14 protein-coding genes are annotated in these 13,925 nt (G+C 66.9%); 11 read left to right on the forward strand and 3 right to left on the reverse strand.

Annotated features, from left to right (window positions below):
* Nucleotides 1-48: 48 nt before the first annotated feature.
* From ACYVDK_RS11040 to ACYVDK_RS11055, 4 genes are all read left to right on the forward strand, one after another.
* Nucleotides 49-1,011, forward strand: coding sequence for an aldo/keto reductase (locus ACYVDK_RS11040; RefSeq protein ID WP_460521627.1), 963 nt, complete (start codon nt 49-51; stop codon nt 1,009-1,011).
* Nucleotides 1,012-1,207: 196 nt separating this feature from the next.
* A complete protein-coding gene (locus ACYVDK_RS11045; protein ID WP_460521629.1) occupies nt 1,208-1,633 on the forward strand; it encodes a GntR family transcriptional regulator in 426 nt (141 codons plus the stop codon).
* The gene (locus ACYVDK_RS11050; RefSeq protein ID WP_460521631.1) at nt 1,630-2,820 is read left to right on the forward strand and encodes a DUF1648 domain-containing protein; all 1,191 of its coding nucleotides are present in this window, start codon (nt 1,630-1,632) and stop codon (nt 2,818-2,820) included. The genes ACYVDK_RS11045 and ACYVDK_RS11050 overlap by 4 nt, the downstream gene beginning before the upstream one ends.
* 47 nt (nt 2,821-2,867) lie before the next feature.
* Nucleotides 2,868-3,857 (forward strand): CPBP family intramembrane glutamic endopeptidase, encoded by a 990-nt coding sequence (locus ACYVDK_RS11055; RefSeq protein WP_460521633.1) that lies wholly within the window; start codon nt 2,868-2,870, stop codon nt 3,855-3,857.
* Nucleotides 3,858-3,882: 25 nt separating this feature from the next.
* On the opposite strand, the gene nhaA is transcribed toward ACYVDK_RS11055, so the two are convergent.
* Nucleotides 3,883-5,034 (reverse strand): Na+/H+ antiporter NhaA, encoded by a 1,152-nt coding sequence (gene nhaA, locus ACYVDK_RS11060; protein WP_460521635.1) that lies wholly within the window; start codon nt 5,032-5,034, stop codon nt 3,883-3,885.
* On the reverse strand, nt 5,031-5,435 hold the full coding sequence (locus tag ACYVDK_RS11065; RefSeq protein ID WP_460521637.1) for a VOC family protein: 405 nt from the start codon (nt 5,433-5,435) through the stop codon (nt 5,031-5,033). Before ACYVDK_RS11065 ends, nhaA begins: the two co-directional genes overlap by 4 nt.
* 60 nt (nt 5,436-5,495) lie before the next feature.
* Between ACYVDK_RS11065 and ACYVDK_RS11070 the strand changes: the two genes are divergently transcribed.
* Complete coding sequence (locus ACYVDK_RS11070) at nt 5,496-6,152, forward strand: nucleoside triphosphate pyrophosphohydrolase (RefSeq protein WP_460521639.1); 657 nt, start codon at nt 5,496-5,498, stop codon at nt 6,150-6,152.
* Between the two features lie 129 nt (nt 6,153-6,281).
* A complete protein-coding gene (locus ACYVDK_RS11075; protein WP_460521641.1) occupies nt 6,282-7,565 on the forward strand; it encodes a histidine--tRNA ligase in 1,284 nt (427 codons plus the stop codon).
* A gap of 177 nt (nt 7,566-7,742) precedes the next feature.
* Here the strand turns inward: ACYVDK_RS11075 and ACYVDK_RS11080 are convergent, their stop codons facing one another.
* On the reverse strand, nt 7,743-8,714 hold the full coding sequence (locus tag ACYVDK_RS11080) for an N-acetylglucosamine kinase (protein ID WP_460521643.1): 972 nt from the start codon (nt 8,712-8,714) through the stop codon (nt 7,743-7,745).
* 93 nt (nt 8,715-8,807) lie between these two features.
* Between ACYVDK_RS11080 and ACYVDK_RS11085 the strand changes: the two genes are divergently transcribed.
* From ACYVDK_RS11085 to ACYVDK_RS11105, 5 genes are all read left to right on the forward strand, one after another.
* Nucleotides 8,808-9,812, forward strand: coding sequence for a MurR/RpiR family transcriptional regulator (locus tag ACYVDK_RS11085; protein ID WP_460521645.1), 1,005 nt, complete (start codon nt 8,808-8,810; stop codon nt 9,810-9,812).
* Nucleotides 9,809-10,564, forward strand: coding sequence for a sugar isomerase domain-containing protein (locus ACYVDK_RS11090; protein WP_460521647.1), 756 nt, complete (start codon nt 9,809-9,811; stop codon nt 10,562-10,564). The genes ACYVDK_RS11085 and ACYVDK_RS11090 overlap by 4 nt, the downstream gene beginning before the upstream one ends.
* A gap of 72 nt (nt 10,565-10,636) precedes the next feature.
* Nucleotides 10,637-12,016, forward strand: coding sequence for an N-acetylglucosamine/diacetylchitobiose ABC transporter substrate-binding protein (gene ngcE, locus ACYVDK_RS11095; protein ID WP_460521649.1), 1,380 nt, complete (start codon nt 10,637-10,639; stop codon nt 12,014-12,016).
* Nucleotides 12,013-13,017: a carbohydrate ABC transporter permease gene (locus ACYVDK_RS11100; protein WP_460521650.1), complete on the forward strand. Its 1,005-nt coding sequence runs from the start codon at nt 12,013-12,015 to the stop codon at nt 13,015-13,017. Before ngcE ends, ACYVDK_RS11100 begins: the two co-directional genes overlap by 4 nt.
* Entirely contained in the window at nt 13,014-13,916 is a 903-nt protein-coding gene (locus ACYVDK_RS11105; RefSeq protein WP_460521651.1) for a carbohydrate ABC transporter permease, read from the forward strand. The genes ACYVDK_RS11100 and ACYVDK_RS11105 overlap by 4 nt, the downstream gene beginning before the upstream one ends.
* Nucleotides 13,917-13,925: the final 9 nt, after the last annotated feature.

Genomic DNA, 13,925 nt, shown 5'->3' on the forward strand with positions numbered 1-13,925 from the left:
AGCTCGCCGCGCAGTGCCCGTACCCGTCTCGCGGCGTAGCGTCGTAGCATGCCAGACATCGAATACCGCGCTCTCGGGCCCTCCGGCCTCATCGTCTCCACGGTCGGCCTCGGCTGTAACAACTTCGGCCGTGCCGACACGCGCACCGAGACGCAGGAGGGCACCAACGCGGTGATCGACGCCGCGATCGACGCAGGCATCACATTCTTCGATACGGCGGATATCTACGGCAGGGAACCGGGGCTCAGCGAGGTGCTGATGGGCAACGCCTTGCGCGGCCGGCGCGACCGCGTCGTGGTCGCCACGAAGTTCGGCATGGACATGCGCGGCGCGAACGGCCCGGACTGGAGCGCGCGCGGCTCTCGGCGCTATGTGCGGCTCGCGGTGGAGGCATCCCTCACGCGACTGAAGACCGACTGGATCGACCTCTACCAGCTTCACGCTCCCGACCCCGTGACACCGATCGAGGAGACTCTCGACGTGCTCGACGACCTCATCGCCGAGGGCAAGGTGCGCTACATCGGGCACTCGAACCTCGCGGGCTGGCAGGTGGCCGACGCGGAGTACCAGGCCGTGCTTCACGGGCATCCGCGATTCGTCTCCGCCCAGAACGAGTACAACCTGCTGCACCGCGGTGTGGAGGGCGAGGTGCTCCCCGCGGTACGGCACTTCGGACTCGGATTCCTGCCGTTCTTTCCGCTCTACAACGGACTCTTCACGGGCAAGTTCGCCCGGACGGGTGGTCCGGACGACAGTCGCATCATGCGGCAGAGGCGGCACATCCTCGACGAGGCGCCGTGGGATGCCCTGGATGCCTACCAGAGGTTCTGCGACGAGCGCGGCGTCACGATGCTGCAGTCCACGTTCGGGTGGCTGCTCGCACAGCCCGCGCTGACGAGCGTGATCGCCGGTGCGACCACCCCGGAACAGGTGATCGCGAACGTGGGAGCCGGCGCCTGGCATCCGTCCGAGGACGATGTGGCGGCGATCGCGGAGCTGTTCCCGGCCTAGCCCCCTCGACTCCGACATGACAGATCGCGCTCTCCTGCCGAGAGCATGCCGTTCTGGCATGTTCCGGGACCGATGTCCTGTTGACGCCGCTGCCGATGTCCTGTTGACGCCTCTGCAATGCCCCGTTGACCTCGGCGTAAACTGTACTATTATGTGTGATACAGCTGGTACAGATCGGGCGTGAACGGAGGCGCGGATGATGCAGATCGCTATCGATCCGCTGTCGGACGTGCCGCTCTACCAGCAGTTGCGCGACCGCATCGTCGAGGGCATCGCCACGCGAGAACTCGAACCCGGCGCCCCGCTGGCCTCGGTTCGTCAACTCGCCGTGGAGTTCGGCATCAACCCGGCGACCGTGGCCAAGGGATACGACCTGCTGCGCGCCGAGGGACTGCTCACCACGCATCGCAGTTCCGGGTCCATCGTCGCCCCCGACGCGCTCGAAGGCTGGAACGACGACCTCGAGCAGGCCTGGCGCTCGCGTCTGCGCACTCTCGTGGCCGAGGCGATCGCCCATGGCGCACGCACCGCCGGCCTGTCCGTGCTGGTCGAGGCGGTGCTGGGCGAGTTCGAGCATCCTGGACGCCCGCGGAACGACACCGAAAGGGGCGCGTCATCGTGACGGTCTTCGCCATTGTGTTCACCATCGCCGTCACGGCGGTGATCGGCGCGCTCCTGTTGGCGATGCCGTCGATCGTGCGTCCCACGCTGCCGCTCGGCGTGAGCGTACCGACCGATCGGGTCTCCGATCCCGCGGTGCGATCGGCGGTGCGCCTCTACCGATGGTTCATCGTGATCGCGTGGCTGATCTGCATCATCGTCGGTGTGCCCGGCGCACTCGTCATCCCCGCTCTCGTCGTGGCGCTCCTGCCGCTGCTGTTCCTGGCGCTCGCGTTCGTCGCCTACGTCACGATGAGACGGCGGATCGTCACAGCCAAACGCGACGGCTCGTGGTATCAGGGCAAGCCCACGCGGCTGGTGGCGGATGCCTCGCCGCGCGCCCCCGGGCATCCGCCGACCGGCTGGCTGCTCGCCTCGCTTGCCGTGGTCTGCGCCGTCGTCGCGCTCGGCATCACGGTCTACGCGTCGTTGCCCGACACAGTGGCCGTGCACTGGGGAGCCGGCGGGCACGTCGACCGCACCGCGCCGAAGTCCGTCTGGACCGTTTTCAGCCTCCCGATCGTCGCAGGCGCACTCTCGATCGGGCTGTACGGGATGTCGTGGATCACGAGGTCGAACGGCGGGCGCCGGGTCGCGTCCGACACCCCCGAGCAGGCGACGATGCGGGCGGATGCCCAGCGGCACCTGGCGTCCACCGGTCTCGGGATCCTGTCGTTGGCTCTCACGCTCGGGCTCGGCGTCTTGGCCGCGACGTCGTGGCTCGCCCCATCGTCTCCCGGCATCATGCTCGCATCGATCGGACTGACTCTGGTGCTCACGCTCGGTGCGACCGTCGTCGTCGTCGCCACCTATGCCAGGGCCGTGTCACGTGCGAACGCCGTGGTGACGTCTGCCGCGACGGCCGGCGGAGGAGCCGTGGCAGTGAACGGATCACACGGCGTGCATCCGTCGTCGCCGAGCGCGCACCCGTCGTCGCCGAGGGCGGAGGCCCCCGATGACGATCGCTACTGGAAGCTCGGTGTGCTCTACGTCAACCGGGACGACCCGGCTACCTTCGTGCCCAAACGCTTCGGTGTGGGCTGGACCATCAACCTGGGCAGCCCTGGTGGCATCGCGTTCGGCGTCATCGCTGTCGTCGTCGTGGTGGGATCGCTGGTCGCATCCATGGTCGCCGGCGCAACGCACTGAGCTCGAAACCCCCGAACCGAATCCCGCGCAGCGAAAGGTCGTTCGTCGTGAGTTCTCCCCTCCCATCCTCTCCGTTCCCCGCGCGCGTGCCGTGGGCCTCCGTCGCGGCGTTCGTCGTGATCGCGTTCGGGCTCGCCTGGCTGATCGCGCTGCCGCTGTGGCTGAGCGGAAGGGGCCTGGCGACACCGGGCGCGACCCTCTTCATCGGTGGCATGATGTACGCGCCGGCCGCTGCAGCATTGGTCGTCGCATTCTTCATTCAACGGCCCAGACCGCGCCCGCTCCCCGAATACCTCGGCCTGTGGCCGTTGCGGCCGGCGAAACGAGTGATCGGCATGACCCTCATCGGGCTGTTCGGCAGCATTCTGCTGGTCATCGTGGGCGTTTTCGTCTCCGCGGCATTCGGCCTGGTGCACCTGGACCTCGTGCACTTCTCCGGGTTCCAGCGACTGCTCGAAGTCTCCGCCCATGGCCAATCGATCCCGCTGCCGGTCGGTCTGCTGGTGCTGATCCAACTCGTCGCGCTCCCGTTCGGAGCGCTCTTCAACGCGTTCGCGACCATAGGTGAGGAGCTCGGCTGGCGCGGCTGGCTGTTGCCCAGTCTGAGACCGCTCGGCACGTGGCCTGCGCTCGTCATCACGGGTGCCGTGTGGGGACTGTGGCATTCACCGGTCATCCTGCTCGGCTACAACTTCGCTCAGCCGAACATCATCGGCGTGCTGATGATGATCGGTGGATGCGTGTTCACCGGCATCCTGTTCGGCTGGCTGCGTCTGCGCAGCGGGTCGATCTGGCCCTCCGTCTTCGCGCATGCGGGGTTCAACGCGGCCGGCGGATTCCTCGCCCTCGTCGCCGCGGCGGGCACCACCGCGAGCCCGCTGATCGTCGGCCCGCTCGGATTCGTACCGTGGGCCGTGATGGCCGTGATTATCGTCGTGCTCGCTCTCACCGGGCAGTTCCGCAAACAACCGCATCTGAGCCGGAAGACGCCGCTCCCCGAGTGGGCGCCGCCGACCGGGGCACCCACTGCTCGCTGAGCCGGCCGCGGCGCTGATGCGTGCCTCAGGCGTGCGGATGCAGCCGTCGGTAGCGTCGGGCCAGGGCGGCAACGGCGATACCGCCGGCGATGATCGAGACGGATGACCCGAGCAGCACCGCGAGCACACCCTCGTCGCGCACTTCTGGGGCGTTCTCGAACGCGAGCTCGTTCATCAGCAGCGACACAGTGAATCCGATCCCGCCGAGCGCGGCCACCACCAGGCCGTCCACGATCCCTGTGGATTGCCGGTTGGCGCGTGGGCCGATTCGCGCTCCGATCCAATCGCCGATCGTGATGCCGACGAGTTTTCCGACCGGGAGCGCAACGAGGATGCCCCAGAACGCAGGCGACAGCTGGTCGACGGGTACGGCGGGAACCGCCACCAGCGCCGCCGAGAACGCGAACAGCGGGAGCACCAGTCCGTTCGACCACGGTTCCAATGCGTGCGCTGTTCGGCGCGCCGGCTCTCGCGACATGACGAGGCCGAGCGCGACGCCCGCGATCGTGGCGTGTACTCCTGACGCGTGCACGAGCATCCAGGTCAGGATGCCCACGAGCACCATCAGTACCGCCACCGGGCGTCTCAGGCGGCCTCGGAGCAGCCGGCTCAAGAGACCGAACGCGACGATGCACACGACGGCGAGTCCGAGGTCGGCGAGGTTGGGGTCGGATGTGAAGAACACGGCGATGATCACGATCGCGATCAGGTCGTCGAGCACGGCGAGCGCGAGCAGAAAGACCCGGATGCGACGGGGAAGTCCGCGCCCGAAGACCGCGAGCACTCCGAGAGCGAACGCGATGTCGGTCGCCGTCGGCACCGGCCATCCGGCCTCGTATCCGCTGCCAGCGGTGAACGCGAGGTACACGAGGGCCGGCGCTATCACGCCGAAGACGGCCGCGATGGCCGGATGCAACGCCTTCTGCCACGAGCTCAACTCGCCGACGGTCAGCTCGTGCCGCAGCTCGATCGCGACGATGAAGAAGAACACGGCGAGCAGACCGTCGCTGATCCATCCGCCGACGCTCAGGTCGAGATGCAACGAAGCCGGTCCGAATGAAGCGGTTTTCACCTCCTGCAGCACCGGGCCGAACGCCGTGTTGGCGAGCACGAGCCCGAGCACGGCGGCGCCGAGCAGCATGCCTGCTGCGGCACGCTCCGACCGGATCAGGCTCATGCCGCGCTGATCGGCGTGACGAGGCAGAACACGTGGCCGTCCGGATCGTGCAGCACCGTCTGACGTTCGCCCCACGGCTCGTCGTTCGGACCGTGCACGACCCGCGATCCCGCAGCCACCGCGGCGGCGGTCGCCGCGTCGACGTCGTCGACGGCGAACGTCGCCGCCACGCCGAACTCGGACGGCGCCGGGGTGCGCTTGTGCAGCATGAGCTCGACGTCGCCCCCGCTGAGCCGTGCGACCTCGTCGTTCGACCAGAGCCGCGACAGCCCGAGGGCGTGCTCGTACACGGCCAGCGATCGCTGAAGATCCGACACCGACACGATGATGCGCCGCACGGTCGTTCCAGGCTGCACAGTCGTCCCAAGCTGAGCAGTCGTCCCGTCAAGAGCAGTGGTCACACGAATAGCGTAGGGGGCGCCGGCGGGTTGGCCGCAGCCGGAACGACGACAGGAGAGCCGATGACCTACGCGCAGTCGCGACTGGACACGTTCGCGGATGCCATGGCATCCGTTCTCGACAAGTGCGTCTGGTCGCAGACCATGACTCACGAGACGCTCGTGCCCTACCTCATCGAGGAGACATACGAACTCGTGGACGCGATCGAGGCGGGAACCACTGATGAGATCGTCGAGGAACTCGGCGACGTGCTGTGGCAGGTGGCTTTCCACTCCGAGATCGCGTCGCGAGCGGCCGGCGAGCGGTTCGACATTCAGGATGTCGCAGCTCATGTCACCGAGAAGATGGTGCGACGGCATCCCCACGTGTTCGGCGACGAGGTGGCGGAGACCCCCGAGGAGGTGCTCCGGCTCTGGACCGCGGCGAAGGCGGCGGAGAAGCGTCAGCGCGACAGTGTGCTCGACGGCATCCCGCAGGGGATGCCCGCCCTCGCGCTGGCGGACAAGGTGATCGGCCGTGCCGCCGGGATCGGCGTCGAGGTGGTGGCCGCGACCGACGAGGCGATGAAGGGCATCGACGATGAGCCGGGGCTCGGGGATCTGCTCCTCGGCGTAGCTGCCGCAGCCCGCGCCCGTGGACTCGATGGGGAGCGCGCCCTCCGCATGGCGATCAGGTCGCTGCAGGACGACATCCGCGCCGCCGAGCGTTCAGCCCGCTGAGCGAGTCGTGCCCTGTCAGAGCACGAACGACGGCAGCATGGGCCCGCCCTCCGAGCCGCCGCTCTGCAGAGCTTCCTTCCCGAGTCATGAACGGCGCGAGGCGCCGAGGGCCCTGAAAGAATGGATGCCATGGCCCAACCCGTGAACCCGCCGCGCGGCATGCGCGACTTCCTCCCCGCCGACAAGGCGCGCCGCGAACACGCGCTGGGGGTCATCCGTTCCAGTTACGCCGCACAAGGCTTCGACGAGATCGAGACGCCCGTCATGGAGGATTCCACGCGACTGCACTCGGGACTCGGCGGCGACAACGAGAAGCTTGCGTTCGGCATCCTGCGACGTGGTCTCACGGCCGAGGCCGTGGTCGAGCTTGCCACCGTGGGCGACCTCGACGCGCTCACCGACCTCGGGCTGCGGTTCGACCTCACCGTGCCGCTCGCCCGGTTCTATGCCAGCCACCGGGCGGCGCTGCCGAGCGTCTTCAAGGCCATCCAGATCGCACCGGTGTGGCGGGCCGAACGCCCCCAGAAGGGCAGGTACCGGCAGTTCGTGCAGTGCGACATCGACATCATCGGCGAGCAGAGCGTGATCGCCGAGATCGAGCTGATCACGGCGACGATCGCCACGCTCGACGCGCTCGGGCTCACCGGATTCGCCATCCGCATCAACCACCGTGCCATCCTGCGCGGGCTGATCGCGTCGTGGGGCGTTGCAGAGGCCGACTACGAGCGCGCCATGATCACGATCGACAAGGAGGACAAGATCGGCGTCGACGGCGTGGTCGCCGAGCTGGTCGGCCTCGGTCTGGTGCCGGCATCGGCGTCGGACGCGGTCGCCGAAAGCCTCTCAGGTCTCCCGGACGACGGCTGGAACCTCGATCGTGGCGTGGTGCCGCCGCCCGCCTGGCTCGACACGGATTCCTACCGCGGACTGCATGAGATCCGCGACGCGGTCGCCGCCCTCTCGCCCGGCACGCCGTTGGTCTTCTCGCACAACCTGGTGCGCGGTATGGGCTATTACACGGGCGCGATCTTCGAGATCCAGCACCCCGAGTTCGGGTACTCACTGGGCGGGGGAGGTCGCTACGACGGGATGATAGGCCGATTCCTCGGCACCGACGTGCCGGCGGTGGGCTTCTCGCTGGGGTTCGAGCGCATTGTCGACCTCGTGGCCGTGCCGGAGCAGAACGCGGGCGATGCGGTGGTGCTCGTCTACGATCGCGACGTCGACGCGCGGACACTCTTCGGGCTCAAGGCGCAACTGGTCGGCTCCGGCGCCCGAGTGCGTGTGGAGCGCCGCGTGAAGAACCTCAAACCGCTGCTGGCCCGGTTGGCGGATGCCGGCTACTCACGATTCGCCCCCGTCACCCTCGCGACGACCGAGGCCGCCGACCTGCAGTTCCGCGACCTCGTCTGAGTCCCGCCGGTTGGGCGTCCCGCTGGTCGAGCGTCCCGCTGGTTGAGCCTCCCGCTGGTTGAGCCTCCCGCTGGTTGAGCCTCCCGCCGGTTGAGCCTCCCGCCGGTTGAGCCTCCCGCTGGTTGAGTCTGTCGAAACCAGGAGTCCGTTGGTTTCGGCAAGCTCTCTCGGTGTTTCCTATCCGCGCAGCCCGCCCAGAGTCTCCCGCACGCGCTCGAACACCGAGCGACCGACCATGACGCCATTGTTCCGCAGTGCGAGCACTGCACCGCCAACGGCGCCGTCGGTCACGGAACGCACTTCAGTCACCCCGAAGAGTCCCTCGACGGGCAGCCCGAGCGCCCCGAGCACTCCTCCGCCGCACACGACGGGTCCGCGTACGGCGGCCGTGTCGATCGCAGCGAGCGTCGTGTGCAGGGCGGCACGGGCATCCGTCACGATCCGTGTCGCCACCTCGTCGTCGCCTGCGCGGAACACGAGCGGCGCGAACCCCGCGAGCTCGATCGGCCGCAGCGCGTACACGGCGTCCAGAAGCAGTCGAAGCGACTCCGGTCGACCGTCGTAGCCGGGCGTGTTCGACGCGTCAGCAGGCACATTCAGCACCCCCAATAGTAGGGGAGTCAGAGATGTATCAGGACCGCGTCCGTCCAGCTGCGCGGCGACCGAGCGAACCACCTGCTGGCCCAGCCAGAACCCGGAGCCGTCGTCGCCCAGCAGCCACCCCAGCCCGTCCGCCGAGAGCTCCTGCTGTCCGGCCCGTACGCGGATCGCGGCCGCGCCCGTGCCGGCGACGACGGCGTACCCGTCCGGCTCCCAGGCGCCGGAGCAGAACGTCGCCAGCAGGTCGGACTCCAGCACCACACGGCCCCGTACATCCACGGCGTTCAGCGCCGTGGTGATCCAGTCCGTGGAGACGTAGGTGCGCGACCCGGCCATGGCCAGCACGGCGGTGTCGTCGATGCCGGGCACGGCCGCCTGTGCCAGCGCTGACCGCACGGCGGCCACCACTTCTCGTGCGGCGTGTTCGGTGCCCGACGAGATCGGATTCCCCGATCCCGCAGCGCCGTAGCCGAGGCATTCGCCTGTGGTCGTGAGAACCACCGCACGGGTGGAGGTGCCGCCTGCGTCGACGGCCAAGAGATTTCCCATTGGTTGCATTTCGATTTCGGAACTTGATAAGCGGGCCAGATGTCCTGATAATACTTTTCAGCCAACCCCCGACGAAGTGAGACGGATTTTCACATGACAACTTCCCCCGGAGTCACCGGCGACCAGGGTGCCGTCCCGGCCGCCGCGGGCCCGGGAGTCGGCATGCGCATCCAGTCTCGCCTTCCCCAGATGTCGCAGGCAATGGCGAAGATCGCCGCTCTGCTGCTGGAGTCTCCGGATGCCCCGTTGCGGCTCTCGATCACCGAGCTCGCCGAATCGGCGGGTACCTCGCCCGCCACGGTGACACGGTTCTGCCGCACCATCGGGTTCTCCGGCTACGTGCCGCTGCGCGTCGCCGTCGCATCGGATGTCGGCCGTGAGCGCGCGCGCGAGACCTGGAGCGAAGACATCGGCAGGGCGTTCGGCCCGGACGACTCGCCCACGCAGGTGATGAGCACGCTGCTGACCGCGCACATGCGCTCGCTGCACGAGACCGCCGAACTGATCGACCTCGCCCGCCTGCAGCGCGTCGCCACCCGCATCGCAGCCAGCCACCACGTCGACCTCTACGGCATCGGCGGAAGCGCGGTCATGGCCGAGGAGATGCAGTCCAGGCTCTATCGCATCGGCATCGACTCGCACTACTGGCCGGAGGTGCACTCCGGACTGACGAGCGCGGCGCTGCAAGACGAGCACTCCGTCGCGATCGGCATCTCGAACACCGGTCTCACCGAAGAGACCATCCAGATGCTCGAGTGCGCCAAGTCGACCGGCGCGCTCACGATCGCCATCACGAATTCTCCGGACTCCCCCCTGGCCCAGTTGGCCCACGAACACATCGTCACGCTTGCGCACGAGCAGTTCCTGCAGCCCGACGACCTTTCGGCCAAGCACTCCCAGCTGTTCGTGCTCGACCTGCTCTACCTGCTCGTCGCGCAGCGCAACTTCGGACGCACGACGACCACGCTGGCGGCGTCCGCGCTGGCGGTGTCCCCCCATCGCCGCTCGGCACGGGGGCGCAGGCCGCGTGACCTGGAGAAGTCCGGCCTCACCACCTCCGAACGCCGCGAGGACTCACACGACAAGGAGCACGCATGACCCGCCTCTTCGACGACTTCCGACACGAGGCCGACACGCGCATCGCCGCGTTGACGGCCGAGGCGGATGCCGGCGCCCTCGACCCCGCGATCGACCTGCTGGTCGAGGCGGTGGCGGCCGGCGGCGTGCTCCAGGCCTTCGGCACGGGGCATTCGGAGGCGTTCGCGATGGAGATCGCGGGCCGGGCGGGCGGACTCATCCCGACGAACCGCATCGCTCTGCGCGACGTCGTGCTGCGCGGTTCGCGCGAGGTGGAGATCCTGAGTGGGAGCAGCCTGGAACGCGATCCGGCAATCGTCGAGGAACTCTTCGAACTGACACCGGTGGGGGAGCACGACGTCTTCCTCATCGCGTCGAACTCCGGAGTGAACGGCTCCATCGTCGGGATGGCGTTGAAGGCGAAGGAGACCGGCCACAAGCTGATCGCCGTCACCAGCCTGCAGCACACAGACGCGGTCGAGCCCAAGCACCCGAGCGGCAAGAAGCTGCGCGACATCGCGGATGTCGTCATCGACAACAAGGCTCCTTACGGCGACGCCACGCTCGAGCTGTCCGGCGGCATCAAGGCGGGCGCGATCTCGTCGATCACGGCGGCGTTCATCGCTCAGCTGCTCACCATCGCCGTCGCCGAACGTATCGCCGAATCCGGGCAGACCCCGCCCGTCTACATCTCGGCGAACATCCCGGGCGGGGACGAGCACAACCAGGCATTGGAGGACCTCTATCGAGACCGAATCAGCCGGACCGCCTAGCAGCCCGACGATCCGGTCGTACCTGACGCACCACCTACACATTCGAGAACACGGAAAGGCAACATACCTACCATGACCACAGAAAACAGAGGACTGGACCGGCGCATGTTCCTGCGCGGCGCGCTTGCCGCCGCGGTCGCCGTCCCGATCACTGTCTCGCTCGCGTCCTGCTCCAGCAGCGGTGGCAGTGGCGGTGGCAGCACGGGCGCGGCGTCGTCGTCGAACCCGTTCGGCATCAAGGAGAGCTCGAGCATCGAAGCCGTGATCTTCAACGGCGGCTACGGCTACGACTACGTCACCTTCGCGGCGAACCTCGTCGACAAGAAGTGGAAGACGAAGTCGAAGGTCACCCCGCAGACGAACATCGCGCAGTCGCTGCAGCCTCGCTTCGTCGGTGGCACCCCGCCGGACCTGATCGACAACTCGGGTGCGAACCAGATCGGCTTCAACACGATCCTGAAGAGCCTCGAGACCCTCGATGACGTGTTCGCTGCGAACAACTACGAGGGCAAGAAGATCTCCGACACGCTGTACCCGAACGTGAAGACGCCGGGTACGTTCAGCAACAAGTTCGTCGCGATGAACTACGTGATGACCGTGTACGCCATCTGGTACTCGGCCACCCTGTTCGAGGAGAACGGCTGGACCCCGCCGAAGACGTGGGACGAGGCCACCGAGCTGGGCGCCAAGGCGAAGGCGAAGGGCAAGTACCTCTTCGTCTGGGGCAAGGAGGCTGCGACCTACTGGCTGACGCTCGCTCTGGACTCGGCCATCAAGGAGGGCGGCATGGACGTGCTGAACTCGGTCAACAACCTGGAGAAGAACGCCTGGTCGCAGAAGCCGATCCAGGATGTCTTCAACGCGCTGGGTAAGATCGTCTCGCTGGGCTACTTCATCCCCGGTGGCGCCGGAACGCAGTTCACGGCGGCGCAGGCGAAGTGGAGCAACGACCAGCAGGCCATCCTGTACGCATCCGGCGGCTGGATCGAGAACGAGATGAAGAAGGCGACCGCGCCGAACTTCAAGATGACGGGTGCTCCGGCCCCGACGGTGACGTCGAGCCCGAAGATGCCGTACGAGGCGCTGCGCGCCGCGGCCGGCGAGCCGTACATCGTTCCCTCGCAGGGCAAGAACGTCGCGGGCGGCAAGGAGATCATGCGTGCCATGCTCTCCAAGGACGCTGCGACGAACTTCTCCAAGACGCGTCTCGCCCCGACCATCGTCAAGGGTCTCGTTCCCTCTGACGGCTTCGGTTCGACCGCGCTCGTGTCCCAGACCAAGATGCTCGACGCCGCAGGCTCGAACATCTTCGACTGGGAGTTCGCCAGCCTGTACGGTCTCAACACCGATCAGCTCGTGATCTGGAACTCGTTCCTGTCCGGGCAGGCCACCGTTGCGCAGCTGACACAGCAGATGCAGGCGATCTCGGACAAGGCCGCGGCATCCAAGTGACAACACCTGACAGCACCACGACGACCGGGGGGCGGATCGCTCCGCCCCCCGGGCGGCGCCGCGCGAAGAAGTGGACCTTCGACAAGGTCAGCTTCATGGCGGTGTTCCTGATTCTTCCCCTGGCGATCTTCCTGATCTTCGTGATCCTGCCGTTCGTTCAGGCGCTGTACTACTCGCTCACTGACTGGGGCGGGTTCTCGCCGACGATGAATTTCATCGGCTTCACGAACTTCGTCAACCTCGCGCAGGACTCGACGTTCATGCACGCGGTGCTGAACTGCGTTCTGCTCGGCATCGTGGTTCCGTTCGTCACGATCGCGGTGGCGCTCATCATCGCCAGCGTGGTCACCGTCGCCGGTCCGAGCAAGGGACAGATCCGCGGTGTCAAGGGCGCCGGCTTCTACCGCACCATCTCGTTCTTCCCGTACTGCATCCCCGCCATCGTGATCGGCCTGATCTGGGCGGAGGTGTACGACCCTAGCGCCGGCCTGCTGAACGGATTCCTGACCGCGATCGGTCTGCACGGTTTCACCAACTTCGCCTGGCTCGGCGAGATCGCCACGGCGCTACCCGCATCGATGTTCGTCATCATCTGGGGCTTCATCGGCTTCTACACCGTGTTGTTCGTTGCCGCGATCAAGGCCGTCCCTGCCGAGATCTACGAGGCGGTACGGCTGGATGGCGCAAGCCGTTTCCGCACCGCGATCTCGATCACGATCCCTTCGATCCGCGACAACATCCAGACCGCGTACATCTACTTGGGGATCGCCGCCCTCGATTCGTTCGTCTACATGTCGGCACTGTTCCCGAACGCCGGCGGTCCGGCCAACACGACGCTGGTAATCAGCCAAGATCTGTTCAACACGGCATTCCGCAAGGGCCAGTTCGGCTACGCGACCGCCATGGGTGTGGTACTGGCTGCGATCACGCTGCTGTTCGCGGCGATCGTGTTCTTCATCGTTCGATTGACCAAGGGCCGGGAAGAGAAGGGCCGAGCATGACCGCCACAGCCTCGAACGTGAAGGCGGGTACGTCGGGCCTCAAACCCGCTCGCAACAGGACGAAGCTCACCGGCGGCGACATCGCCGTCGGCACCACCTCGCACATCCTGCTGATCGCCTGGTCGCTGATCGTGGGCATCCCGCTGCTTTGGGTGTTCATGTCGTCGTTCAAGACGACGAAGCAGATCCTCGACAGCCCGTTCAGCCTGCCGCAGAAGCTCGACTTCACGAACTACGTCAACGCGTGGAACGGCTCGGGCATCGGCAGCTACTTCGCCAACACCCTGATCGTGGTCGTCAGCGCACTGATCATCGTCATGATCCTGGGCGCCATGTGCGCCTACGTGCTCGCACGGTTCAAGTTCTTCGGCGCGCGGGCGATCTACTACCTGATGCTCGCCGGTCTCACGTTCCCACCATTCCTGGCGATCGTGCCGCTGTTCAAGATCCTGCAGGGCATCGGCCTGCTGAACACTCTGCCGGGTCTGATCCTCACCTACGTAGCCTTCGCGCTGCCGTTCACGGTGTTCTTCCTGTACTCCTTCTTCCAGGGACTGCCGGATGAGATCTACGAGGCCGCGCAGGTCGACGGAGCCAGCGAGTGGCGCACCTTCTTCCAGGTGATGCTGCCAATGGCCACCCCGGGCATGGCAGCGGTCGCGATCTTCAACTTCCTCGGCCTGTGGAACCAGTTCCTCCTGCCGGTGGCGTTGAACTCGAACCAGAGCAACTACGTGCTCACCCAGGGCATGGCCCAGTTCGCCTCCCAGGCCGGCTACTCCGTCGACTTCGGTGCGCTGTATGCAGCCGTCGTCATCACCGTCATCCCCGTGCTCATCGTGTACGTCTTCTTCCAGCGCCAGCTGCAGGGGTCGGTGTCGCAGGGCACCAGCAAGTAGCAGTCAACG

This window comes from Humibacter antri (genome assembly GCF_054777235.1).

Excerpts from the sequence above, each read along its gene's own strand:
- ACYVDK_RS11040 (WP_460521627.1), top strand. The coding sequence starts at position 49 with ATGCCAGACATCGAATACCGCGCTCTCGGGCCCTCCGGCCTCATCGTC.
- ACYVDK_RS11045 (WP_460521629.1), top strand. The coding sequence starts at position 1,208 with ATGATGCAGATCGCTATCGATCCGCTGTCGGACGTGCCGCTCTACCAG.
- nhaA (WP_460521635.1), bottom strand. The coding sequence starts at position 5,034 with ATGAGCCTGATCCGGTCGGAGCGTGCCGCAGCAGGCATGCTGCTCGGC.
- ACYVDK_RS11070 (WP_460521639.1), top strand. The coding sequence starts at position 5,496 with ATGACCTACGCGCAGTCGCGACTGGACACGTTCGCGGATGCCATGGCA.
- ACYVDK_RS11075 (WP_460521641.1), top strand. The coding sequence starts at position 6,282 with ATGGCCCAACCCGTGAACCCGCCGCGCGGCATGCGCGACTTCCTCCCC.
- ACYVDK_RS11080 (WP_460521643.1), bottom strand. The coding sequence starts at position 8,714 with ATGGGAAATCTCTTGGCCGTCGACGCAGGCGGCACCTCCACCCGTGCG.
- ACYVDK_RS11085 (WP_460521645.1), top strand. The coding sequence starts at position 8,808 with ATGACAACTTCCCCCGGAGTCACCGGCGACCAGGGTGCCGTCCCGGCC.
- ACYVDK_RS11090 (WP_460521647.1), top strand. The coding sequence starts at position 9,809 with ATGACCCGCCTCTTCGACGACTTCCGACACGAGGCCGACACGCGCATC.
- ngcE (WP_460521649.1), top strand. The coding sequence starts at position 10,637 with ATGACCACAGAAAACAGAGGACTGGACCGGCGCATGTTCCTGCGCGGC.
- ACYVDK_RS11105 (WP_460521651.1), top strand. The coding sequence starts at position 13,014 with ATGACCGCCACAGCCTCGAACGTGAAGGCGGGTACGTCGGGCCTCAAA.